Genomic DNA, 23,556 nt, shown 5'->3' with positions numbered 1-23,556 from the left:
ACCCAACACAACCAGATTTGGAATTGGCAGCTCCCTTCCCTGCTCAACCTATTACCATGTTGTAAGCCCTTTCATACTCGTTAGTCATAGACTCAACGCTGAAACGACTGAGAACGTATTCCCGACAAGTCTTGCGATCTAACTTCATAGCGTCTGGAATGACTTCAATCATTTTTTCCACCGAATGGCAAACAAAACCTGTTTTTCCATGAGCTATCACCTCTGGGACTGAACCCAATCTCATACCAATCACAGGCGTACCCGTTACCATCGACTCAATCATCACTAGACCAAAAGGTTCGCGCCAAGCGATAGGGAATAAAGTTACAGCTGCTTCACCGAGAAGCTTAACTTTTTCCTCGTGGGACACCTCCCCAAGGTACTGAATCTGTTCGCCATCAATGAGCGGTTCCACTTGTTCGCGATAATATTCTCGATCGACAACATCAATTTTCCCAGCCATCTTTAGTGGTAAGCCAGTAGCACGGGCAATTTTAATCGCTTCCACCGGACCTTTTTCGGGAGAAAACCGCCCCACAAATGCTAGATATCTCGGTTCTATGGGTTCGGGGTGGAATGAATATGCAGTTGTATCAATACCGTTGTAGACAGTGTGGATGTAATTTAAACCCAAACGTGGTTCTCGCTGTGCCTCACTAATACTGATGAAAGGTTGCCATGAAAAACGCCGATACATTTTTTCGTTATCCGCTGTAAAGATACCATGCATTGTATGTACGGTAGGCGTTTTGACAAAACTGCAGTAGGGTAGGGCAGGGCAACCAACGTGAGAGTGAATGATATCGAAATGATGTGCGTTGTGATAAACCTCAGCCAGCAACATTTGTTCGTAAACGGCTGGTTCTTTGATTTTGGGGTCAAGCCGTAGCGCTTTCTCGTGAACTGAACAGAGATTTGCTTTCGTTATCGAGTCACCTGACGCAAACAAGGTAACATTATGACCGCGCCTGACTAATTCATCTGTAACCAACTGAACAATGAGTTCAGTACCACCGTATCGAAAGGGAGGTACACGCTCCCATAAAGGAGAAATTTGGGCTATTTTCATGTTTCACCTGAGCAGAAAGGACGGCATATTCACCCAAAATATTTGATGATAGAAACTGGTTAGTTTCAGCCAATTTGGGCAAATATGCAATGCCTTATGTTTACTTTTGTTGCAAGCCATGATGGTGTAACTGTCGTAAACTTTATCCATTCTGGATCGAGGTATTCGGGAACGATTTTCTCTGTTTTTCTGTCAAAAAATTTATTTAGATAAGCTCATTCCCTCCATCAAGGCTTTTGTTGTCTATAAGCGATCGCCTAACTCAGCTGCTTTCAGCTCATAGCATAGTTGAAGTTTTTTAAAATTTCATAACAATTTCATCTTACATGACATAGGTACATTTAGCAACTCTTAAGCAGTTCACGCAATGTTTTCAAGGTTTTTCACCAACTCAAAAATCGGAAAAAATATTGTAAAGAGTTATACAATTATCAAGCTATTAATTGGTGAAAAAGTACTTTTTTTGGATGGAATTTACATAAATATATTTAGGCTGATATGGCACAAAAATTACCTGTTCTTTCTCATTGAAATAGCTTAGTAATTGGCAAAATTAATAATAATTATTATTAATAAAAATTTTATAAAGAAAAATTGTTTGGGCAGAAAGTCAACCCTGGCAATAATTTGTTTCCTTCATACAACTTATAAATTCAGAATTTTCTCAATTTGGCTTACAAGTAGACAATGTGTGAAATAAATCAAGCTTTTTTAATATATTGGCATAAATAAACGGATTGAGTGCGATCGCGCAAAGATTGGATAGTGGATTTTGTTAGTAGTTAGTACCCACCATCCATTAACTACTAACAATCCTCACGTCAAATACATATTGCTCCCTATGGTAATAGCACTTTCTAAATTAGATCTCGGTGAACTATATTAGATTAGGCAAGTCAGCTATTATCTATAACTTCCTAACGTCAGGCAATGAATAACGAAAACGTAAGATGGCTGGGGCAGGTGTTCTGCCTCTGTATGAAAGACCCATGCCCCAAACCCTTTTCCTGAAATCCTCAAGACGAGGATAAGGAAAGTTTTACGATTCTTTACATATTGCAACCATCTCATTAACTTAAGAGTCCGTTGTAATTTGTACAATGCAGCTGTGATGTGGATCGAACAGTGATTGTGGCTTCTGTAAGACATTGATGAGCATTTCGACTTCCGTGCTGAGTGAATTGCTACAGGCTCTACCCTACCTGCGGCCCCAGATATATTTCAAAGCTTCGCTAACGGCGCTCTCCCACGCGATGGAAGATCAGGTTTTGGCTGCGACTTTGGAGCAGCCTTTAGTGATTGCCAGCTTTCAACGAGAGAGATTTTACCGCCAAGAAGCTCATCGGTATCAGAGGCTAGCTCAGCGAAGCAATCAGATATACGTACTATCAGCACCAGAAACGGATTTTACCAATAGCTCGGAATACTATGAAAAAATTGCCTTTGAAGCAGAAGATGCTTTAAGTCAAGAGTGGCACTTGGTGGTAATTGCCCAAAACTACGCGACTTGTTTGGTTTGTCGGGAGAGTGTTGGTTCCATAACCAAAAACAGGAAAATGCGCGAGGTAAGCCCCAACTTAGATATGGATACGGCGCGAAGGTTTGAAGGCATTTGGACAGCAGAACGAGGAGTGAGTCTCAAAGCAGCTCAATTGCTACTGAACCGAATTTTGGTATACAGACCGGAACGTGATATGATTCAGCTGGCTGAATAAACAGTCAAGATAAATTAACCGTACTGGTTCCAAGTCCCGTGAGCTTGTCAGACGAGTCAATTGAGTCCACACCGACAACACAACAAGATGCAAGCCCTGGTTTTGAAGACCCAGAACCAGTAAACTCTTCAATGCAAGAGTTTTATCAACTCTACCAGGAGTTGCTGCTCATCACTCTGGTCTTAACAGGGGTTATTTTTATCTCTGTTTGGGTTTTCTGCTCCTTAAACATTGCCCTAAATTATTTGCTTGGGGCATGCACAGGTGTGGTTTACTTGAGAATGTTGGCAAAAGATGTTGAGCGTTTGGGGACAGAGAAAAAGCAGCTGAGCAAAACTCGGTTAGCGTTATTAGTGGGGTTGATTTTACTAGCATCGCGGTGGAATCAATTACAAATATTGCCCATATTGTTGGGATTTCTCACCTATAAAGCAACGCTCATCATTTACGTAGTTAGGGTGGCATTTGTCTCTGACTTACCAAAGCTCCGGCAACAATAAAAAGTTCACGCGCACTTTGCGTGAGGACGAAAGCTATCCGGAAAATCCACGCCGGAAAGTTTCTCGACAATCCACAGCGCAAAGAAAGCTCCTCTTCTCCAGTTAAGATTGGAGAGATGATAGATAGGTCAAGAAAATGCTGAATTTTCTGAACATCTTCAATTCTGTTCCCCTTGCAGAATTGGAAGTGGGAAAACATCTGTACTGGCAAATAGGCAATTTAAAACTGCACGGGCAGGTATTTCTCACCTCCTGGTTGGTGATGGGTATACTAGTAATAGCCTCAGTTGCTGCTAGCAGTAACATCAAGCGAATTCCGAGCGGGCTACAGAACTTCATGGAGTATGCCCTAGAATTTATTCGGGATTTGGCAAAAAACCAGATTGGCGAGAAAGAATATCGCCCCTGGGTGCCATTTGTTGGCACTTTGTTTTTGTTCATTTTCGTGTCAAATTGGGCAGGGGCACTTGTTCCTTTAAGGCTGATTCATCTGCCAGAAGGTGAACTAGCAGCGCCTACCAGTGACATCAACACAACTGTTGCCTTAGCGTTGTTGACATCGCTAGCGTATTTTTACGCTGGTTTCAGTAAGAAGGGCTTAGGGTATTTTGGCAACTATGTCCAGCCAGTGGCATTTATGTTGCCTTTCAAAATTATTGAAGATTTTACCAAGCCTCTTTCCCTGAGCTTCCGTTTATTCGGTAACATTTTGGCTGATGAACTGGTTGTAGGGGTACTCGTACTGCTGGTACCTTTGTTTGTGCCTCTGCCAGTAATGGCTCTGGGACTGTTTACCAGTGCTATCCAGGCACTAATTTTTGCTACTTTGGCGGCTGCTTATATCGGTGAAGCGATAGAAGACCATCATGGTGGTGAAGAGCACGGTCATTAGTAGTTAGTAGTGAGTAGTTAGTAGTTAGTAGGACTGAGAACAACTAACAACTAACCACTAGAGACTAACCGCTAACAACCGCAAAATCAAAACCTAAAACCCAATATCCATTCAGTAAAGAAGGAAAGAAGATCATGGACCCATTAATTTCTGCTGCTTCCGTTTTAGCTGCTGCTTTAGCTGTTGGTTTGGCTGCTATTGGACCTGGTATTGGTCAAGGTAATGCAGCAGGTCAGGCTGTAGAAGGTATTGCCCGTCAGCCAGAAGCAGAAGGTAAAATTCGCGGTACATTGCTGTTAAGTTTGGCATTCATGGAAGCGTTAACCATCTACGGTCTGGTGGTTGCTCTAGTACTGCTGTTTGCTAACCCCTTCGCATAATTAAGGGGTCAAGGGTCAGGGGTCAGGGGTCAGGAGTTAGCGAATATTTTCCATGTCTTCTGACCCCTAGCTCCTAACCCCTACCCCCTAAATATTTAAAGAGGAGTAAGCAATCATGATGCAGTGGATAACTCTATTTGCTGTAGAAGCTGCACAAGAAGCTACTAAGGAAGGGGGGCTATTTGATTTAGATGCCACTCTACCTTTTATGGCGCTTCAGTTTCTACTTTTAGCGGTCGTATTAAACGCGATTTTCTACAAGCCCTTGGGTAAGGCAATTGATGAGCGGAATGATTACGTCCGCAATAATCAATTGGAAGCTCAAGAACGCTTAACGAAAGCAGAGAAATTGGCTTCTCAGTACGAGCAGGAATTAGCTGGAGCAAGACGGCAATCACAAGCAATGATTGCTGAAGCTCAAGCACAAGCACAGAAAACGGCTGCAGAAAAGATAGCAGACGCGCAAAGAGAAGCTCAAGCACAACGAGAACAGGCAGCGCGTGAAATTGAGCAGCAAAAACAGCAGGCTCTTGCATCCTTAGAGCAAGAGGTGGACGCCCTCAGTCGCCAATTACTAGAAAAGCTCTTAGGAGCAGATTTAGTAAGTCGGTAAATGTGGTTAGTGGTTAGTAGTTAGTAGTTAGTGGTGAGCAACCAATAGCTAATGACTCATGACCAATGACAAAAAATTCAGCTTTGGCAGCGCAGTAGTGGATGAGAGAAGATGGGGACTTTTTTACTGTTGATGGCGGAAGCTACCGCCGTCGGAGGAGAGTTAGCAGAAACCGCAAGTGAAGGTGGTATTGGTATAAATACCAATATATTAGAAACCAACCTGATTAACCTTGCGATTATTATTACTGTACTGTTTGTCTTTGGGCGGAAAGTTTTAGGCAGTACGCTCCAACAACGCCGCGAACGTATTGAAACTGCAATTAAAACAGCAGAGAAACGCGCCAAAGATGCAGCAGAAGCGCTTGCAGAACAGCAACAAAAGCTGGCTCAAGCTCAAGCAGAAGCAGAAAAAATCAGACAAGCAGCGGAAGGGAACGCTCAAAAAGCAAGAGAAGCAATCCTGGCTCAAGCCGCTACTGATGTTGAGCGGATGCGGGAAACGGCAGTAGCGGATTTAAATACAGAAAGAGAGAAAGCTATTGCTGAACTGCGGCAACGGGTAGTTGCTATGGCATTGCAGAGAGTAGAGTCGCAGCTGCAGGCTGGAATTGCCGATGATGCTCAGCATACACTAATCGATCGCAGCATAGCGCTCTTAGGAGGAAGCTAATGAAAAATAATGTAGCAACAGCCGAAATAGTGCAGCCCTATGCAGCCGCATTGATGTCAGTAGCACAATCAAGAGATTTGACAGACCGGATTGGCGAAGATGTGCGTTCTTTACTGAGTTTGCTTTCACAAAGCGAGCAATTGCAGAACTTTCTTGCCAACCCGTTCGTTGCAGCAGAAGACAAAAAGTCGGTGATTAACCGAATCCTAGGTGATAACGCTGATGCTTACCTCCGCAATTTTTTGTTGCTGCTGGTAGATAGACGGCGCATTTTGTTGCTGAGAGAAATTTGTCAGCAATATTTGGCGCTGTTGCGGCAACTCAAACAAACTGTTCTGGCGGAAGTCATTTCTGCTATTCCTCTTTCTGATGCACAGCAGCAAGCAATTAGAGAAAAGGTGATAGCAATGACTGGTGCTCGCGAGGTGGAATTAGATACAAAAATTGACCGCGAGCTCATTGGAGGTGTCATCATAAGAGTAGGATCTCAAGTCATTGACGCCAGTATCCGGGGTCAGCTGCGCCGCCTGTCCTTGCGCTTAACTAGCGCCTAAAAAAATTATGAATGATGGATTATGAAAGTAATTCTCAGCATTCATAATTACACACTCCCTTCCGTCTCGAAAGAAAGAAGATAGACAAATGGCAATTAGCATTAGACCAGACGAAATCAGCAGCATTATTCAGCAACAAATAGAACAATACGACCAACAAGTCAAGGTGCAGAATGTTGGTACCGTTTTACAAGTAGGTGACGGTATCGCTCGCATCTATGGTCTGGATAAGGTCATGGCTGGCGAACTCCTTGAGTTTGAAGATGGTACCGTTGGCATCGCCCAAAACTTAGAAGAAGATAACGTGGGCGCAGTGTTGATGGGTGAAGGTCGTACTATTCAAGAAGGTAGCTCCGTAACTGCTACTGGCAAAATTGCTCAGGTGCCAGTGGGAGAAGCCTTGGTTGGACGAGTTGTAGATGCTTTAGGTCGTCCAATTGATGGTAAGGGAGACCTCAAGGCAACAGAAAACCGTTTGATTGAATCTCCTGCACCCGGTATCGTAGCTCGTAAATCCGTGTGCGAACCGATGCAAACCGGGATTACAGCTATCGACGCAATGATTCCCGTCGGTCGCGGTCAGCGGGAGCTGATCATTGGTGACCGTCAAACCGGAAAAACTGCGATCGCTATTGACACAATCCTCAACCAAAAGGAAGAGGACGTTATTTGCGTCTACGTTGCTGTTGGTCAAAAGGCATCCACTGTAGCTAACGTGGTTCAAACATTGCAGGATAGAGGCGCACTGGACTACACAGTGGTTGTCGCCGCTAACGCATCAGACCCCGCCACCCTACAGTTCTTGGCTCCTTACACCGGTGCTTCCATTGCTGAGTACTTCATGTACAAAGGCAAAGCAACTCTGGTAATCTACGATGACCTCTCCAAGCAAGCAGCAGCTTATCGTCAAATGTCCCTGTTGCTGCGTCGTCCACCCGGACGGGAAGCTTATCCTGGAGACGTATTCGACTATCTAAATATGTACACACACTACTAGACTTACTAATATAGCATCCCTATTGCCAATATTAAGACTTTACTGAAAAAATTTTGGAAAATTTTTCAGCGGGAGGCGAAATTTAGTAAGTCATGAATATTATGGCAAACTCAGTGGGGCTTAAGCAAAATACTTCTTGCTAATCCCTAAGAAATCACTGCTAACTTTTTACATCTATATAATAGTATAACAGCAACTAGTGTTGATGTACTAATCATCCTAACAAATTCGGGGGCAACACGTATTATATAGATGTACTGCTATTTTGCTTTATTAGTACTGCAGTACTAATATTTTGATTTGGGAACAGCCAACCTATTTAGCCCAATAGTTAAAGGTAGAGCGCATTCAGACTGAAGTGTTCAAGCTGTTTTTTGTTTTTTGCCAAGCTAGCTTGATGAAGCTAGCTTCTTAGACTTTTTCAGTTAGCGGTGTGCAGCTTTCTGGTTAAGGAGGGGAACATATATAAATTCTCGCAAAAGGTTATAATAATGGCAATCATGAAAGTAACAAAGCAATATAGTGTAAAAATATACGCAAAACCCTGAATCAGTATCAATTTAACTTTGAGAATTTTGCGGTAACGTCTGCACCTAGTAGGTCAATGGCAAATGCTCAAAACAGCGTGCCTGAGCAGCATTAAAAAACGCTGCGATCGCTTCTTCCGTGGTATTAAAAGCAGTGACCAAGCGTACTATTGTAGAATCTTCCCCATCCCATCGATAGAACTTAAAGCCTTCATTCAAAAGACCTACAATGATTTGCTCCGGCATTTGAACAAATATCTCGTTTGCTTCTACGGGATGGCACAGGGTAATTCCGGGTAGCGTTGTTAACTTTTGAGCTAAATTTCTTGCCATTTGATTGGCATGAGCAGCGTTCTTCAACCACAAATCATTTTTAACGTAAGCTTCTAACTGTACAGACAAAAACTGCATTTTAGAAAATAAATGTCCGCTGCGCTTGAGACGATAGCGGAATGTATGGGCTAGATCGTGATTAAAAAATACAACCGCTTCTGCTGCCATTGCCCCATTCTTAGTAGCACCAAAAGATAACACGTCTACTCCAGCACGCCAAGTTATGTCAGCCGGACTACATCCCAAGTTGACGACAGCATTAGCAAACCGCGCACCATCCATGTGCAGTGTTAGCCCATGAGAGCGAGCAACCTCCGCGATTTGAGAAACTTCATCAATGCTGTATACTGTGCCAGCTTCAGTTGCTTGTGACAAACTGACAGCAGCAGGTTGGACGTGATGCACAACACCAACACCAGCACGAGCAAGTACGATGGCTAAATCAATTGCCTTTATCTTGCCATGCTCTCCTGGTAGTGTTACCAGTTTTGCTCCGCCCGTAAAAAATTCAGGAGCCCCACATTCATCACAGTTGATATGGGATTGGTAGTGACAGTAAATTGCTCCGTAGTTTGGTGTCATCATTGACAGAGCAAGTGCATTGGCAGCAGTACCAGTAGCTACAGGAAATACTAACACCTCTGTCTCAAACAATTCGGACAACAGAACATTCAAGTGCTGGCTGCAATCATCGTTACCGTAAGGCATAGCCATACCATGATTGCTTGCCATTAGCGCTGCCATAATTTCTGGGGATACCCCGACAACATTATCGCTACAAAAGTTCATGAGCTACTTTACAGAAAATAACAGTATATATGCTCGATCTATGTTTGCAAACATATACTTCACATGGTAGCGAAATTGCCATGAAACGACACACCCCCTGTGTTCCCCGGTCTCACCGCCCTTCCGTATTGCGGGAAACTCAGCACTTCTGCTTGAGCCGTAGTACCTACTAGGTTTGCCAGTTAATAAATCAGCCTTAAGAGGTTGGCGGGGTATCAGATAATAGCGTTAGCAATCAATGCTATTATCTTTTCATTTTTTGCAATTGGCTTATGACAGATGAAACTAATATTCCTTCTCTAAAGAACTTGGAATATCTTCCCTACATTGACGCTCGCGGTCAATTACCTGAAGACTTGCAAGGAAAAATTGGAGTTTATGCAATTTATGACCGAGAAAAAGTACTGCAATTTGTTGGATACTCCCGCGATGTGTATCTCAGCTTAAGACAGCATTTAGTACGTCAGCCAGATAAGTGCCATTGGGTGAAAGTACAAACAATTGAACGTCCAAGCCGGACAATCCTGGAAAATATTGAGAAAGCTTGGATTTCTGAAAATGGCAGTATCCCCTCAGGAAATACAGATAGTAAAGAAAAATGGACGCAGCCAATAGACGTGAAAGCAGTCATGACACCTGAAGAAAAAATCAATTATGAAAATCCAATGAAGGATGAGTTGGAGAAAACCAAAATCATCAAAAACGTGGCACGGCGAGTAGAGGCTGAAATTTCAGCCCTTCTAGAGGCACGTGGGTTGCAAACACAAATTCGTTTTAATCCTAAATTAAAGGAAAATGGTTTGCTCGATTTGAAATAAGCGGGTTTTAAATATGAGAGTGTGGGGTTTATCCCCCCATACCTATCTAAAACTCTTGCCTTTTTTTATTATTAATTAAGTCAGTTTTAAATATGAGAGTGTGGGGTTTATCCCCTCATACCCTATCTAAAACTCTTGCTTCTATCTCTTAATTTATAAGCCTTTTGCTGAATGCAGGGGTGTGGGGTATCTCCCCTTTTTCTATCTAAAACTCTTAATTTTTTTCTTTGATTCTGTAAGTTTTAATTTGGCATTTTGGCAACCAGTCAAATTTTTCGAGGGGTATTGTGAGTGTTAATACGTTCTTGCACCAACAAACACATAACACAAGGCTAAAACTCCTCTTTTCGGTTTGTGACCGGGTTTAATACTGCTCCAGTGCCAACCGTCATGCCTTTGTGTTGTTCGTGCCCCAGGTGATGAACCTGGGGTATTTCTTTCCCTACGTGTAACTTGGTGGGAATTAACTAGCAACAATGACAACTTTTTGTTACAAATGTTCCTTTTTTCCTGTTCTCGTTTCTAACGAATGTAAATGTAAGTGAGAAATTTAGATCATTGGGTAGCATCGTATGAATATGAGTGATGAACGCGGCAGTGGCCGTCTCTACTGCAAAATGCTGGAATCAGCAAAAAAACACTCCAGTACTAAAATCCAGACAGTAATATCTGCATGGGAGATTGTGACACGGGCTTTTACAGCCAGATATACTCAATCTCTATATATTTTGGGTTCTTTGGCGTCATCTGTAGATATTTTGCAAATGTGGGTTGAGACCCCTCTGGCTGTCGCACAAATATAGGTCTACAATGATATTGTCAACTTAACTGGAGCGATTATGTTTGCACCTTTCTGTACCTAATTCATGTTTGCATCTTACCAACTTTTACTTAGCTTTTTGGTTGTGTAACCTTCCCTCAAATTAGTAGTGACTCATCACTACCTTTAGACAATGTCAAAATTCAAGATGACCGATTTAGATACAAATTTTTGCATTTTGGATTTTGAATTTGAACAAGAGTCACGGACTTTATAAGGCTATCTGAAGACTTGGAGGCAATATTTAACATAACTCTTATTGAGCCAATGTATGCTTTGACTTCAAAATTTTTCAGGGTAGTTCTAATATTTGGTTCAATCTCATTTTATTAACACTTTAGCAATTCCACTATAGTGTTTCAAACAGGGCTTAACAACTGACACTGATAGTGTGAGTAAAACAATCAAAGGTAGTCCTGTAGTCAATATCTGCTTTTTAGTCAGTTTTTATTCACTGAATTGCATCTCACCGAGAACTAAAGTTCTGCAACTCAAGCGGTCATTTCAATCATAATAAGCCAGAATCTCTGCACAGTTAGCTTATCGCTTTCATAAGGATGTAGAGACGCGAAGTGCAAAGCAAGAGCGTTAGCGTAGTGTACTTGATAGATGCGTTAACACTTCTTGTGTGCCTGTGGTGCATGCAAGCTCCTTAGGTTAATGCATGGAAAGTATTTTCGCGTTTCTATGCACCCAAGAAATTGATTGGCTAACAACACTGACAGGCTTAGTAAGATTTTGTTGAGTAGTATCAATTACTGTCTTAATGAACACAATCAAAGGGAGTTAACATAAGTGAACCGACAAACTAAAGCTTATCGCACAGCACTTGCACCTTGGGTCGTTATTCGTTTGCTGTCACCTACACAGCAAACAATTGTAGGTCGGTTCCGCAGCCGCAGTGATGCAGATGGTCATTTGGCAGTCTTACGTCGGCTGATGCCAGATGCTGAATTACGAGTGATTTTTGACATGGATCGAGACTCATAAGTAGGCAAGCAGAACTATGTTGAGAGTCCTGCATCTTCAGTCCTGAGATCAAAACAAGTGACAAAGGACGAATATGACTTCAACATCTAGAACGTGGATTGGTGCCATACTTGCGTACAAAAACATCTGAAATTCCTGAAACACAAGTGCTATCTTGTCTGACAATCAGAAATGCAAATATCTAATATTAAGTCCGGTTAATTAGTTATTATTAAACAATAATCGCAAAAACCGGAAAACCCTCTCCCCATCTCCCCCTCTCCCCGAAAAAGAAATTGCTTTTTATTACAGTAAGTAAACAGTTAGTAGTTATTGGTTATTAGTCAGTGGTTATTGGTTGTTCTACTAACTACTAACTACTAACCACTATCTACTAACTACTAACCATTTTTCCAAAAATCTGTAACCTTATATCCCAGTTCCTCTATCATGTGCCGTAGCAGGGGTAAACTCAGTCCGATCACGTTGCTGTGACAACCTTCGATTTTTTCCACAAATAAGCCTCCACGACCTTCGAGTGCAAAAGCACCAGCACACTTAAGAGGTTCGCCCGTTGCAACATAGGCATCAATGGTGCTGGGTTCTAGTGCAGCAAAGTAGACGCGTGTGACTTGACACCTGACCAAAGTACGCTTTTGAGAAAGATCGATTAAAGCGTGACCGGTGTAAAGGTCGCCAAAACTGCCTTGCATCTTTTGCCAACGTTGCCGTGCTTCTTCTGCATCTGCAGGTTTGCCATGAATTTCGCCTCCCACAGATAGAACTGAATCACAACCCATTATCAAAGCAGATTCAAATTGAGGAACCACAGTTTCTGCCTTGCTTTGGGCTAAAGTTTGCACGAGTTGTGCGGGGTCACTCAATTGAACTTGAGACTCATCAAAATCACTGGGGCAAACTACGGGTTCAATGCCAACAGTCTGTAAAAGACGGCGTCGCGCAGGAGAAGCAGAGGCTAATACAAAAGATGGGGTGCCCATAGATGAAAGGAATAGATAGTAGATATTTGTTAGTAGTTAGTAGTTAGTAGCTAATAGTTAATAGTTATTTTTACCAATAACCATTAACTACTAACCAATAACTAATACACTAAGAAAGAATTCACAGAATCTATTATTAATCGTTTGACTTTACGCCAACGTCTTTCAGGAACCGAAGCATTGAAAGTCAAAAGTTTGCCACGGCTAACAGCAACACTAGCAAGATTGTGCCGTTGTTGATTATTAGGGAGTTCGATCAGATACTCCAACATATAGTAAGTTTTTCCGTCATATTCCCGTTCTTGAGCGTTGACCAGTTCGGCTTGGCGACCCGATCCTTCAGGAGCAAGGGCATTTTTTCCTAGCTTGTATCCTACTTCTCCTGGTGTTCCTAATTCCTTTAAAGTTTTACCGTCTGGAACTGGGCTGACAACCACAGAGACGTTCTCTGTTGGTTCAATGATGTCATGGAATACGACATCGGGACCATTGGCAACTTTAACTTGCACCCAGCCATTAGGATATGAGAACTGATATCCGTCAGTAGTGTCTACGTAGCTTTTTAATCCGGCAGCTGCAGCTACACCAGAATGGCTTAGACTGAAGCTAAACACCAATAGCAAAATGAATGCAATTCGTTTCCACATTTCCACTATTCCTTTGGGCTGGAAGCCAAAATAGGCAAGTATAATTTCTCGTACCCATTGTCTCATCTTGAGGGACTGTCGGGGAAATAGGGAGAGAAGAAGATAAGAGGAGGATAGTTCTATCCGGGATTTCCCCGTTAAAAAGTGTCTGCAGACGAGGGGAAGAGGAGAAAAGCGGGTAAAATCTAACGGAAGTCGGAAGGTTTCTTAAATTTTGTTGCTCAAACTAATAGACAGTAAATAACGTTTATTAGCAGACAATATGGCTCCTACAGTAATCATTACAGGTGCTTCCCGAGGTATAGGAAAAGCAACAGCACTTTTATTTGCTCGCAAAGGATATGACCTTGCCCTGACTGCGCGTCATATTGAAGGTTTGGAAAGCGTAGCGCAGGAAATCCAAAGCCTTGGTCGTTCCGCACCACTGATAGTTCCTTGTGATGTTACAGACCCGTCCCAAGTCAACAGTCTGGTAGAAAAAGCGTTGGAGCATTATGGTTATATTGATGTATTGATAAACGATGCAGGTAGGTTCGCAGAAGGTCCGGTGGAAGATTTTTCGCTAAGTGATTGGCACGAAATCATAGATCTTAATTTATGGGGATACATCCACACAATCAATGCAATTTTGCCTCATTTTCTTCAAAGAAGAAAAGGGACTATTGTAAATTTAAGTTCCATCGGTGGTAAAGTACCGACCCCATATTTAGTACCATACTCTACTAGTAAATTTGCTGTGACAGGCTTGACGGAAGCATTACACGCAGAATTAAAACCCAAAGGCATTCACGTTTGCGGCATTTATCCAAATTTAATTAAAAGTAGCTTCATGGAACTTGCTGTTTTTCGTGGGAAGGATGAGCAGGATGCTCAAGGTCGCCGAGAACAACTTGAGAATATTCTGAAATATCCTGGGGTAGAGAAACCCGAAGATGTGGCAAATACCATCTGGGATGCTGTTAAAAATCAGAAGTCTGAGGTATTGGTTGGTTCGGCAAATTTATCCCAAGGATTCAATCGATTGTTCCCTGGTTTGGTGCAATGGGCTTCACGTCAAGCTTTGAAAAATAAGGATAACTAGTAGACAAAGGATGAAGTATTAAGGCTAAAGGATGAAAGCCTTATTTCTGCCGATTTGTACTACTTAGGTTTCGTTCCTCAACCCAACCAAGGGTGGTTAAATGTTGCGATGGGTGAAATGTTGGGTTTCGTTCCTCAACCCAACCTACGAATTCCAACCAACGACTTTTTCTTTGACAATAGTTCTACCATCGTGAATCACTCTTAATACGTTACGTGTGAGGATGTAACGGACATTTCCGTTAACAGCAAGGAATTGGCTGTCTTTTGTTTCAGATTGAGGCTTGTAGCTTAAGAGTGGAAGAGTTACTGCGTCATTGCCATTTTTAGCAACGCTGACATAACTCCGAGGTACTTCTTGACCACAGATGTAGATAATGAAACCTTTTGTTTCTGCTTCCACGAGAGTATTTTCATCCTTGGGACAACTTATGGTTAAAAGTTGACCATCGCCTTTTACCGCACTTTTGACTCTTTCTTTGAGGATGATACGACCTTGTTTGCTCACCAAAAGTTCATAAGGTGTGACAACGTGTGCTAACTCTTCTTTGACAGCAATATAGGTTTCACCAATTGTTTGACTGACAGGTAAGGTCGTGCGACCACCATCATTTTTGGAAATACGAACGTAGTAGCCAAGAGAACCTGTTTTCTCTCCTCTACAGATGTAGACAGAGTATTTGGCTGTCTCAAATTGGCGTCTTGGTCGTAATTTAGGAGATGGACAAACTTGTCCTTGGGCAAGTGATGAGCTATTGATTGGGAGATTTTTTGGTTCTGCTTGCCCTGTCATCTTCTCTTGTGCCTTGGCATCAAGTGTCAGTAATAGTGACGAAGTAATACCAATCAAAGCTAGCTTAAATGTAAGTAAGTATTTCAATTTACTTTCCAGCAACTTCATATTTCTCAGGATTTAAACAGTAAAGCCCGCAACAAGTTTGTGAAGATGGTGATTGACCTAAGTGTTTTAACGTCTGAATGACTTCAATTATTATTCAATGAAAAAAGCCCAGAACACCAAAATGCCCTGAGCTTTCATATTTTCTTTACGAAAAGTTATTTAAACATGATTTTCTTGTTAAGAAAATTTACTTAGCACACATCGGCAGAATTAAGGCTACCATTGTAAATCTTTATAAAGCTTCCAGTAAAAGCCTGTTACTTTCATCCAAATGCCTTCATACTTTATCCTTTGTGTACTAGCTTGACTCGCACTCTCGTTTAATAACGTGATGGCGGTAACGAAACATTGCATCAAGCTGTGCTTGTATAAGCCAACCACTCAAAAGTTCGACGGGTTGTCCACCAGGCATGGAGAAAGAAATTTCATCTGTCAGTCGAGTTTTGCCATTTTCTGGTTCAAAGATATGTTGGTGAACCCAAGAATCAAAAAGCCCAGAAATTTGTGTATCGGTAAATCGGCGATATTCTTCGTATTCTGTGTGTTGCGCTAACCAACGTAAGGGTAATGGTCCCAGGGAAAGGCGAAATTCAGTAATAGCACCCCTGCCAAGCCCCCCTTCACGACGCAGGACTTGAACTGGTTGCCAAGGTGGGGTAAGCAATTGTAGAACATCCGGTCTTTGGTGAAATTTCCAAACGACTTCTACTGGTGCATTAATTACTGAAGAATATTTAAAGTGCAGCATTTCAACAGTCTTGGTTGTCGGTAGTTATTAGTTAGTAGTTAGTGGAGGGTTGATAGTGTGAGTCAAGCTTTTAAATTTTTATTAGGTCAGCTAATGGTTGGAGAGTTAGTTATTAGTTGTTTTAACTTTTATAAAACTAATTTTTCCTACTAACTGCTATCTACTAACCACTAACAACTAACAAACTACTCTTCGTAGTCGGTATCTATCTCTACATCAAGCGTATCTTCATCAATTCGTATGTAAAGAATATTGGGATGACAGCATACTTGACAATCTTCGACATAAGATTGCTGCCCACCAACACTTAAGTCTACAAAAGTTGTGTTGGGTTCCCCGCAATAGGCGCAATAGTACTCAGCTGTTGTTTGCATTAACTTAGTGGCTGTAGTTCTTTATGAGGTGTGTTGAAATGAGTGGTAGCTTCATTCAGATGCTTAAGTAGTGTAGACTGAGGTAAAGGTCCTTGCACCCGTTCACAGCTTTGCTGTGCTTTATATTCAGAAATCATATCATCATTACTAAGAGACACTGCGAGAAGAATCTGTGTAAAATGTAATATTAACTTCTTGCATACTCCTGACTAGAAAACCAGTTGTACGAGACGGGCGGGGACGCCTAGGGCAAACGCATTAAAATTTATAAAACACTGAAAGACAAACTACTAGGTTAAGGGAACTTAAACTGATTCCTGTGTCACAGCTAGAGAGTGACTGATTATCCGTACTCCTCCCAATCCTCTATCTGTAACCCCTCTACACGGCTAAACTCATTTACATTATGAGTCACTAAAATGAGATTATTTGCCAGAGCAATAGCCGCAATTTGTAAATCGTAACCACCGATGGGAGTCCCTAAGACAGCTAGTTGAGTGCGAATACGACCACAGATTTCTGTTGCAACACCATCGAAAGGTAAGCTAACAAATTGACTAAAAAATTCTCGCAGTACCTGTAAATTTGTCTCTCGGCGTGAACTGCGATAAGCACCGTAATAAAGTTCAAACTTTACCACATCGCACAGAGCTATGTCCTCTGTTGCCAATGCACTTAAGCGACGAAATATTGGTAAACTACGACGGTTAATGTATCCAATACAAGTGTTAGTATCAAGCAAATAAATCATCCCAGTTCCTTTCTTGCGGTTCTCCTTGGGGTTCTCGAACCAATGGTTCTCCCTCCCAAGCACCAAATGTGTTCTCAAAGAAACCAGGTGCCCACCCTAATTCTTGAGGTGTTTTGGTTTTACTTTCCGTCTCCAAAGGCTGATAGATTACCATGATTTCTACATCCCGATCGGTTAGACCTAACGGAATATTAAGATGTAACATTCCGTCTGCACCCACATGAGAACGTATCTTGATGCTTCGCATACCCTAACCTCCTGCCATTTAATTAAAAATAGCAAATAAGTGAGACTGTATGGTTAGAGTTGCCGTTAATTAAAGTCTATGCAAAGCTGGGTATATGTAGATATTCTACGTTTACTTGGCTTTGCTCTAGATCTAGACACGGCAACGGATACCGTATCATTTCCCGGTAGAATCTCACCAACCTCGAAAAGCTCCAGTTGTACTGGATTGCTGGCCAGTCGAGGCTCACTAGCAGAGCAAGTAAGTTGACAAAAGAGCGTAACATGAGTGCGTCCTGTTAGGACGGGCAGTAAAATATTGGTGTCTCGGAGTGCCTTTGACACAACGGGATATTTTACTCCAATGCGACCAAACGTGCTTCACCTTAGTATCCTTGGCGTAGGCGAACTTGCAAGGAAGTAAATGATGTTTATTTGGTAATCTTTCAGAGAATCTTCGACCACGACGCGCTATGACAAACGCCGCCGCAGATGATGAATTCATCCCATAAACGGACATGAATTTCACCTGACATCTTGCAGGTTCTCAATCAGGCAACGGTGGGCAGTGCCCACCCTACGAAAAAATCAGCTTTTTAGCCTATGATTTTTGATTGGGAGAGCGTGGTGCAAGATATGAGCCAACCTATTTTTCATCCTTCACCCTTCATCCTTCATCCTTAAATATTACCCTTGTGGGTACCATGCAAAAACCGTAATGACGGCGGATGAAGATGATGAATAGAGTAGTAAATCATTAAAAGGAAAACTACTATGCAACCTGAAGTTCAAGCATCTGCTGTTAGAGAATTGCCAACTGTAAGACGCGGCGATACTGGTTCAGCGGTACGACTGCTACAGAATATCCTGATTTCTCTAGGCTACCTTGCCAGAGACCTCAATACCGGAAACTTCTTGGAGCAAACAGATTTAGCGGTAAGAAATTTCCAATCAGATAATGGCTTGCGTGTAGATGGTGTAGTTGGTCCTAAAACTTGGGATCTATTGGGTGCTCGTCTTTGGGATTAGGAATTTACAGCATATTTCAGGTAAATGAAGTACATCGGTAGGGGCGAACAGCCGTATGCCTACGAGCGTCGGCACGTTCCGCGTTGGCGCAGCCTGTCCGCAGGACATACGCCCTTACAACAATCTGTACCTCATTTAGGTGCAATCTGCTGTATAACTAAACAGCTATTCCCGAAATATCAGTGATATTACATGAGGTGTAGGTGGGTGTATGCCATACGTTTCATATTGTGTGGCACAGCCCTACTTACAAACTTCGTTCAAAATTCTAATCTTTTAAACAGTTGTTAAGCGTACCCGGAGTTTATTCTGAGCTTGAGGAGGAACTAGCACGGGCGCAAGAGCTAGGACTGCTATATAATTAGGGAAATTTTGCTTTTTTCCTTTTACAGGACATTTTTATTGGAATAAAAGTATGAGTATCGTCAAAGAGCCTCGGGTTCTTAAAATTGAAGAGAGTTATACTTTTAGTAAGTACTTTGAACTTCCTTTTAGAACTAAAGATATTCTAGCTGATTTTGGTTTTTTATTTGAAAAAACAAGTTTAATATTACCCAATTACGATAAAGATTTAGAAGCCGTTAATTTTTTAAAAAATTACATACAAAGAAATCTGAAAATAGTGAATTCCGTTACTGAAACCGCTAAGAGAGAAATAATAATATCCCCAATTTTAGTAGAAGCTTGTGCAGAAGCTAAAGCTTATTCTGATATTGAGTATCCAATTTACATCGATTCCTATCTAAAAGGTACTTTAGATTACTATATAACTGGGAATAATGCTTTTCTAGTTGTAGAAGCCAAACAATCAGATTTAGATAGAGGTTTTACTCAACTAGCTGTAGAATTAGTAGCTCTTAAAAAGTGGATAAAGTCTGAAGTTTCTATTATATATGGAGCGGTAACGACAGGTGAGGATTGGAGATTTGGTTTTCTATCTGCTAAAGAAAATAAAATTGTGGCAGATACTAAACTGTATAGAATTCCTGAAGAAATAGACAGTTTATTAAGAATTATTATAGGAATTTTAACTCTACCTTCTTAGCTCGTTTGGCTATTTGTGAATAATCTAAAAGTAATATCATGTTCAACTGATTCCTCATAATACACAAACTCTACCCCACCCGCCTAACGGCACCCTCTCCTTAGCAAGGGGAGGGTTAGGTAGGGGTATTTTTATTACAATTATTTAACCGAAGATGATATAATACCATTCCTTTATAAGGTTGCGCCAAATTTCTTCAGTCCATTCTTTGTGTCCTTTGCGTCCTTCGCGGTTTGTTATATAATTTTGCTTATTTTGATACAGAATAGACATCTCCAACAAAGAATGTGGAGATTAGCCATGGCACGTCTCTACAACAATGGTTTTAGATGATGAATTTGGTCGATCGCTGAAGCGCAGAGTTTTGATAAGAGTGGGGTCATTTCTTATCGCTCCTTTTCCAGCCATTCTAAAACCCGGTTCCATGCCCACCAAGGATCTGGATCTTGTGCTTGGCGCTGGCACTTTTTACTACTGATGTAACCGACATGACCGCCATGACGGGTCAGCAACAAGTCGAGTTTTGGGTTCTTCTGGCAAATCTCTTGCAATTCTCGTATTATTGCTGGTTCAAAGAACGGATCGTCTTGAGCGTAAATAATTAGTGTGGGTTTGGTAAGATGTGGTAGTATAGGTAAAGCGCTGCTGGCATCATAATAAGCTTCGACTGTAGGAAAACCAAGCCGCCCAATCACTAGCTCCTCGTCAAAGCCCCATATGCTGTTAGCCCGTTTAATCGCTTCAGGATCGAGAGTTCCAGGATGAGCATCATGAATTTTCCATGCCAGTTTATTCAGCTGCCGTGCGATCGCCTGCTCAAGATATCTCCCCAGAGTACTCTTGACTAAAAAAGCCAGCGATCGCCGAGAGTCCAAACTCGGACAGATGACTGCCGCGCCACCGATATCGCTCTCATCTAGCCCCAAATCTGGATTGTCCCTAGAGAGTTCCACCGCAGCTTTCAGACCCCAAATTGCCAACTGCCCCCCTAGAGAGTAACCTGTAAACCAAAATTTTCCGGGACAGCCCATCTCTTTGGCAGTAGCGCTAATGCGAGTAAAATCTTCCCCCTCGTACAATCCGTCACTTGTTAGCGTTGGCGACAGCTCGGCTGTTTTGCCGTGAGCACGCCAATCAAATAACACCACAGCATAGCCTTGGGCGTAAGCTTTGCGCCCCAAAATTCTCAGAAACCATTGATTGTCCAAATCTCCTGTAATGCCATAAGTACCAACAATCGTACCGCGAGCATTTTCAGGAATGGCAACCAAACCAAAAATTGGTACTCCCCGTGCGCCTGTAAAAACAGTTTCTTTGTAAAACGGCTCTAAATCTTTGACCGTATCTTCCCAATTACGACTGCTCCACAAAGCAGTGTAAACTGTCATGATTACACCGTTTTGCAAAAACCATGATGGACTGTAAGAGGAGTAACACATAGAGTGCAATTTTTAGTATAGTCTAATCTTTCTTTTACAATCCTTTAATTTTAATCTTTATGTTAGATTTAAATTATTTTTTATAATCAGGAAAGCAATCTTTGTATCTACCAAAGGTTCTTATTTATCCTTAATAAGTAGTAATAATTTTTTAATAATGCCGAGGATATTACCTTGGCTATCAAATGCCAAGTTATCTACGTTAGCAAAGCCGTCTCCGGGTTCTGCTGCTGCTTCTCCACCTTTGGCAAATCGTTCCCAACGGAAGGTTATACCCGTGCTATCAGAGCTATCTTCAATAATTTTAAAAAGTTCTCCTGAAGGCTGTGCGGCAGTGATGTCAGCACTATATTTGGAAACGACGAAGATTCGAGAATCGGGGTATCCATCTCCCGATGCAGCACCATCTGTGTAAGCGATAAAGACTTCTCTAGGATTTCTAGGATTGACTTCAAGATCTTCGGGACGAGCAGTAGGAGTTCCTCCGATTAAGTTAGCAGCTAAAAAAGCATCAACTAAAACTGCGCCCTGACTGGTATAGAAATCTGATAGCTTCTTACCTTGGTAGGCAGGCAGAGCTTCAGTTTCACCGTAAGAGGTAATCGCTCCAGTTGTTTGATTTGTAACCTGCGTTATTGTGACAGCGATTGACCCACCTTCTGAAGTTTGTCCCAAAATACCTCTGCGTCTTGGTAAACGTGTATTGCCGCCATTAGAAGCCCTACCCAATGCTGCAACTTCTACCGAGGCAAGAGTTGATGGTGGAATTGGATTGGTGGAGGTGTTTAATTCCAGAGGAATCCATTCACCCGTACCATCAGGATTGTAACGAGCAACGTACAAAGTTCCGTTTTCAAACAAGCGGCTGTTGTTTTTATCAGTGGGAGAAGTGACTGTACCAGAACTGACAAATTTCCAGGTGTGACCCCCGCGCCGATCGTCACCTAAATAACCTACCAATGGTCTTCCTGCTTCCACCCGCAAAGCAATATTTTCATGGCGGTAGCGACCTAAAGCAGTGTGTTTGCGTGGGCGGAAATTTGGGTCAGCCGGATCGATTTCTACCATCCAGCCGTATTTTTCACCAACCAAGCCAAATGCAGCCCCAGTGGTGCCTTCGATATAGCCTGTTTGTGTCCCATTGGGGTTGACATTTTCCTGAACTCCAATAAAGGAACTGGTACTGGCTTGGAAATTTTCCTCAGCAGTTAAGACAGTTCCCCAAGGGCTTGTACCGCCAGAACAGTTGAATCCAGTACCGATAATTTTGTTACCCAGTCCATCGGAACTGAGATTGAAGACTTGGGTAGCAGCAGGTCCAGTGCCAATAAGATAATTTTCGTCTCCTTTTTGGTAGCTTCTGGAACCCCAAGAAGTCACGTCTTTGTATATGTCAGTTCGTTGGCTATTAATTCCCAAACCGGAAAGCCCGTGGATGCGTCTGTTTCTGGGGTCACGGACAACACCAAATCGCCCGTTGCGGTTTTCGCGGGAAATCCGCACGATAGAACCGCCTATGTTGTACATAAACTCACCCAAGACTTCGAGATTTGTCCTGTCTTCAGGTAAATCGCGTCCAATAATTAAGGGGTACGTTATGGGGAATCCGTCTAACTCACCTGAGAAACCGGGTACAGTCGTCGTGAATGGGTAAGATATGTACTCGTGATTGTTCCAAAGGTAGCCATCGTTGGGGTTTCTACCATCAATGGGAATAAAGCTTGTGTAATCGCTATTGTAACCAAAATAGTCTTCTTGATTTGGGAAAACGCGATCGCCCCACGCTACAATCACATACCGTTCATATTCTGGTGGTACCACAACGTCATCAAGAACGGTGTAGCTACTTAAAGCTGCATTAGCAGAAGGTTCTAATACGTTTCCCTGCTCAATTCCTGTTGGTAAGTAGCTCTGTTGCTGCGTGTAAATCGGTAAAGGATGGGGTAAACGCAGTGGGGTAAATTTTAAGGGTACAGCCGCGATGCTAGGGCTGCCACCAAAAAGTTTGTCTCCCAATACAGGAGCCAGTACAGTTGCACCAGCACTTACTCCAAAAAAAGCAAGTAGCTGCCGGCGTGAAAACTTAGACATTGAATTGCCTCTTAATAAAAACAACAGGAATTATCATTAGCTTAAAATCCTTTTCTGCTATCTATTACGTACAAATTTTTAACTAGAAATTTTATATTTTTCTAGAGAATTATTGCAAGAGAATTGCAACAACTATGTCTTTAAAAGTACGGATGAATTAGCAGCATAAAGGATAGCTCATCTTCCATAAGTATTGATTTTTATTGCCTCGATTCTAAATATGTAGTTATAGCTTTTTTCCACACATCATCCAATAGAAGTATTTTATTTAATATTCAAAAACTTAATTGAATAACTTTACTAATTCTTATTGATTTATTAATATTACGTTAACCTTGGTGTTATTCAATTTAAGATATATAAAAACTAAAAATATTTTTCACAAGACTTAAATTAATTAGGTCAAAATAAAAAATGTAAGATGTAGAAAATCGGTTTCTTTGATAAACCGATATGATAACAAACATTTTACATTTAGTCTGATTGCTCTATTTAAATTAGTAAATAGACGTAGTATGGTGGGCACTGCCTACTAAAAGTGAACGGCGATCGCTGCCTACCATACTACGTCTTTTAG

General features: G+C 41.8%; 23 protein-coding genes and 3 pseudogenes. 14 read left to right on the top strand and 12 right to left on the bottom strand.

The features are described from left to right. Window positions 1-43 precede the first annotated feature (43 nt). Window positions 44-1,069 (bottom strand): glycosyltransferase family 4 protein, encoded by a 1,026-nt coding sequence (locus ACYRY3_RS05305; protein WP_460200670.1) that lies wholly within the window; start codon window positions 1,067-1,069, stop codon window positions 44-46. A 1,151-nt stretch (window positions 1,070-2,220) separates the two neighbouring features. On the opposite strand from ACYRY3_RS05305, the pseudogene ACYRY3_RS05300 reads away from it, so the two are divergent. The 8 genes and pseudogenes from ACYRY3_RS05300 to atpA form a co-directional block, all read left to right on the top strand. Next, window positions 2,221-2,757 (top strand): annotated as a pseudogene (locus ACYRY3_RS05300) (DICT sensory domain-containing protein); the annotation flags it as partial. Between the two features lie 65 nt (window positions 2,758-2,822). Then, window positions 2,823-3,284, top strand: a complete 462-nt coding sequence (locus ACYRY3_RS05295) for an ATP synthase subunit I (RefSeq protein WP_460200668.1) — start codon at window positions 2,823-2,825, stop codon at window positions 3,282-3,284. A 136-nt stretch (window positions 3,285-3,420) separates the two neighbouring features. Beyond that, on the top strand, window positions 3,421-4,176 hold the full coding sequence (gene atpB, locus ACYRY3_RS05290; RefSeq protein ID WP_460200667.1) for a F0F1 ATP synthase subunit A: 756 nt from the start codon (window positions 3,421-3,423) through the stop codon (window positions 4,174-4,176). A 134-nt stretch (window positions 4,177-4,310) separates the two neighbouring features. Then, on the top strand, window positions 4,311-4,556 hold the full coding sequence (gene atpE / locus ACYRY3_RS05285) for an ATP synthase F0 subunit C (RefSeq protein WP_006278178.1): 246 nt from the start codon (window positions 4,311-4,313) through the stop codon (window positions 4,554-4,556). Between the two features lie 118 nt (window positions 4,557-4,674). Next, a complete protein-coding gene (locus tag ACYRY3_RS05280; RefSeq protein WP_460200675.1) occupies window positions 4,675-5,169 on the top strand; it encodes a F0F1 ATP synthase subunit B' in 495 nt (164 codons plus the stop codon). Window positions 5,170-5,280: 111 nt separating this feature from the next. Continuing rightward, window positions 5,281-5,841 (top strand): F0F1 ATP synthase subunit B, encoded by a 561-nt coding sequence (locus ACYRY3_RS05275; protein WP_460200666.1) that lies wholly within the window; start codon window positions 5,281-5,283, stop codon window positions 5,839-5,841. Beyond that, complete coding sequence (gene atpH, locus ACYRY3_RS05270) at window positions 5,841-6,395, top strand: ATP synthase F1 subunit delta (RefSeq protein ID WP_460200665.1); 555 nt, start codon at window positions 5,841-5,843, stop codon at window positions 6,393-6,395. Before ACYRY3_RS05275 ends, atpH begins: the two co-directional genes overlap by 1 nt. 88 nt (window positions 6,396-6,483) lie before the next feature. After that, a pseudogene (gene atpA, locus ACYRY3_RS05265) lies at window positions 6,484-7,362 on the top strand (F0F1 ATP synthase subunit alpha); the annotation flags it as partial. A 623-nt stretch (window positions 7,363-7,985) separates the two neighbouring features. On the opposite strand, the gene ACYRY3_RS05260 reads toward atpA, so the two are convergent. Beyond that, the gene (locus ACYRY3_RS05260; protein WP_460200664.1) at window positions 7,986-9,041 is read right to left on the bottom strand and encodes a threonine aldolase family protein; all 1,056 of its coding nucleotides are present in this window, start codon (window positions 9,039-9,041) and stop codon (window positions 7,986-7,988) included. A 272-nt stretch (window positions 9,042-9,313) separates the two neighbouring features. Here ACYRY3_RS05260 and ACYRY3_RS05255 point away from each other — a divergent pair, with 272 nt between their 5' ends. From ACYRY3_RS05255 to ACYRY3_RS05245, 3 genes are all read left to right on the top strand, one after another. Further along, window positions 9,314-9,859 (top strand): GIY-YIG nuclease family protein, encoded by a 546-nt coding sequence (locus tag ACYRY3_RS05255; RefSeq protein ID WP_460200663.1) that lies wholly within the window; start codon window positions 9,314-9,316, stop codon window positions 9,857-9,859. 578 nt (window positions 9,860-10,437) lie between these two features. Continuing rightward, a complete protein-coding gene (locus tag ACYRY3_RS05250) occupies window positions 10,438-10,662 on the top strand; it encodes a hypothetical protein (protein ID WP_460200662.1) in 225 nt (74 codons plus the stop codon). A gap of 812 nt (window positions 10,663-11,474) precedes the next feature. Then, window positions 11,475-11,669: a hypothetical protein gene (locus tag ACYRY3_RS05245; protein ID WP_460200661.1), complete on the top strand. Its 195-nt coding sequence runs from the start codon at window positions 11,475-11,477 to the stop codon at window positions 11,667-11,669. 380 nt (window positions 11,670-12,049) lie between these two features. Here ACYRY3_RS05245 and ACYRY3_RS05240 read toward each other — a convergent pair whose 3' ends face one another. Together ACYRY3_RS05240 and psbP are read right to left on the bottom strand one after the other, a co-directional pair. Next, window positions 12,050-12,649, bottom strand: a complete 600-nt coding sequence (locus ACYRY3_RS05240; RefSeq protein WP_460200660.1) for a Maf family protein — start codon at window positions 12,647-12,649, stop codon at window positions 12,050-12,052. 101 nt (window positions 12,650-12,750) lie between these two features. Continuing rightward, window positions 12,751-13,296, bottom strand: coding sequence for a photosystem II reaction center PsbP (psbP, locus tag ACYRY3_RS05235; protein ID WP_460200659.1), 546 nt, complete (start codon window positions 13,294-13,296; stop codon window positions 12,751-12,753). Between the two features lie 262 nt (window positions 13,297-13,558). On the opposite strand from psbP, the gene ACYRY3_RS05230 reads away from it, so the two are divergent. Next, window positions 13,559-14,377, top strand: coding sequence for an SDR family NAD(P)-dependent oxidoreductase (locus ACYRY3_RS05230; protein WP_460200658.1), 819 nt, complete (start codon window positions 13,559-13,561; stop codon window positions 14,375-14,377). 144 nt (window positions 14,378-14,521) lie between these two features. Here the strand turns inward: ACYRY3_RS05230 and ACYRY3_RS05225 are convergent, their stop codons facing one another. The 6 genes from ACYRY3_RS05225 to ACYRY3_RS05200 all read right to left on the bottom strand — a co-directional run bounded on the left by ACYRY3_RS05225 (window position 14,522) and on the right by ACYRY3_RS05200 (window position 17,397). Further along, window positions 14,522-15,277 carry a hypothetical protein gene (locus tag ACYRY3_RS05225; protein ID WP_460200657.1) on the bottom strand — a complete coding sequence of 252 codons (756 nt, stop codon included), beginning with the start codon at window positions 15,275-15,277 and terminating at the stop codon, window positions 14,522-14,524. 298 nt (window positions 15,278-15,575) lie between these two features. Next, window positions 15,576-16,025, bottom strand: a complete 450-nt coding sequence (locus tag ACYRY3_RS05220; protein ID WP_460200656.1) for an SRPBCC family protein — start codon at window positions 16,023-16,025, stop codon at window positions 15,576-15,578. A gap of 185 nt (window positions 16,026-16,210) precedes the next feature. Continuing rightward, on the bottom strand, window positions 16,211-16,399 hold the full coding sequence (locus tag ACYRY3_RS05215; protein WP_460200655.1) for a CPXCG motif-containing cysteine-rich protein: 189 nt from the start codon (window positions 16,397-16,399) through the stop codon (window positions 16,211-16,213). Continuing rightward, a complete protein-coding gene (locus ACYRY3_RS05210) occupies window positions 16,399-16,536 on the bottom strand; it encodes a hypothetical protein (RefSeq protein WP_460200676.1) in 138 nt (45 codons plus the stop codon). The genes ACYRY3_RS05215 and ACYRY3_RS05210 overlap by 1 nt, the downstream gene beginning before the upstream one ends. Window positions 16,537-16,742: 206 nt before the next feature. Beyond that, window positions 16,743-17,150 (bottom strand): PIN domain-containing protein, encoded by a 408-nt coding sequence (locus ACYRY3_RS05205; protein ID WP_460200654.1) that lies wholly within the window; start codon window positions 17,148-17,150, stop codon window positions 16,743-16,745. Beyond that, window positions 17,134-17,397, bottom strand: coding sequence for a hypothetical protein (locus ACYRY3_RS05200; protein ID WP_460200653.1), 264 nt, complete (start codon window positions 17,395-17,397; stop codon window positions 17,134-17,136). Before ACYRY3_RS05200 ends, ACYRY3_RS05205 begins: the two co-directional genes overlap by 17 nt. A gap of 752 nt (window positions 17,398-18,149) precedes the next feature. Here ACYRY3_RS05200 and ACYRY3_RS05195 point away from each other — a divergent pair. Together ACYRY3_RS05195 and ACYRY3_RS05190 are read left to right on the top strand one after the other, a co-directional pair. Then, on the top strand, window positions 18,150-18,404 hold the full coding sequence (locus tag ACYRY3_RS05195) for a peptidoglycan-binding domain-containing protein (RefSeq protein ID WP_460200652.1): 255 nt from the start codon (window positions 18,150-18,152) through the stop codon (window positions 18,402-18,404). A 415-nt stretch (window positions 18,405-18,819) separates the two neighbouring features. Then, window positions 18,820-19,449 (top strand): hypothetical protein, encoded by a 630-nt coding sequence (locus ACYRY3_RS05190; protein ID WP_460200651.1) that lies wholly within the window; start codon window positions 18,820-18,822, stop codon window positions 19,447-19,449. A gap of 386 nt (window positions 19,450-19,835) precedes the next feature. On the opposite strand, the gene ACYRY3_RS05185 is transcribed toward ACYRY3_RS05190, so the two are convergent. Together ACYRY3_RS05185 and ACYRY3_RS05180 are read right to left on the bottom strand one after the other, a co-directional pair. Continuing rightward, complete coding sequence (locus ACYRY3_RS05185; protein ID WP_460200650.1) at window positions 19,836-20,888, bottom strand: YheT family hydrolase; 1,053 nt, start codon at window positions 20,886-20,888, stop codon at window positions 19,836-19,838. Between the two features lie 156 nt (window positions 20,889-21,044). Continuing rightward, window positions 21,045-22,979: pseudogene (locus ACYRY3_RS05180) on the bottom strand (PhoX family protein); the annotation flags it as partial. Between the last annotated feature and the right edge of the window lie 577 nt (window positions 22,980-23,556).

The sequence above is a fragment of the Scytonema sp. NUACC21 genome (assembly GCF_054684315.1).
Note: the sequence above shows the minus strand (reverse complement) of the source record. Positions and strands in the feature narration are given on the sequence as shown.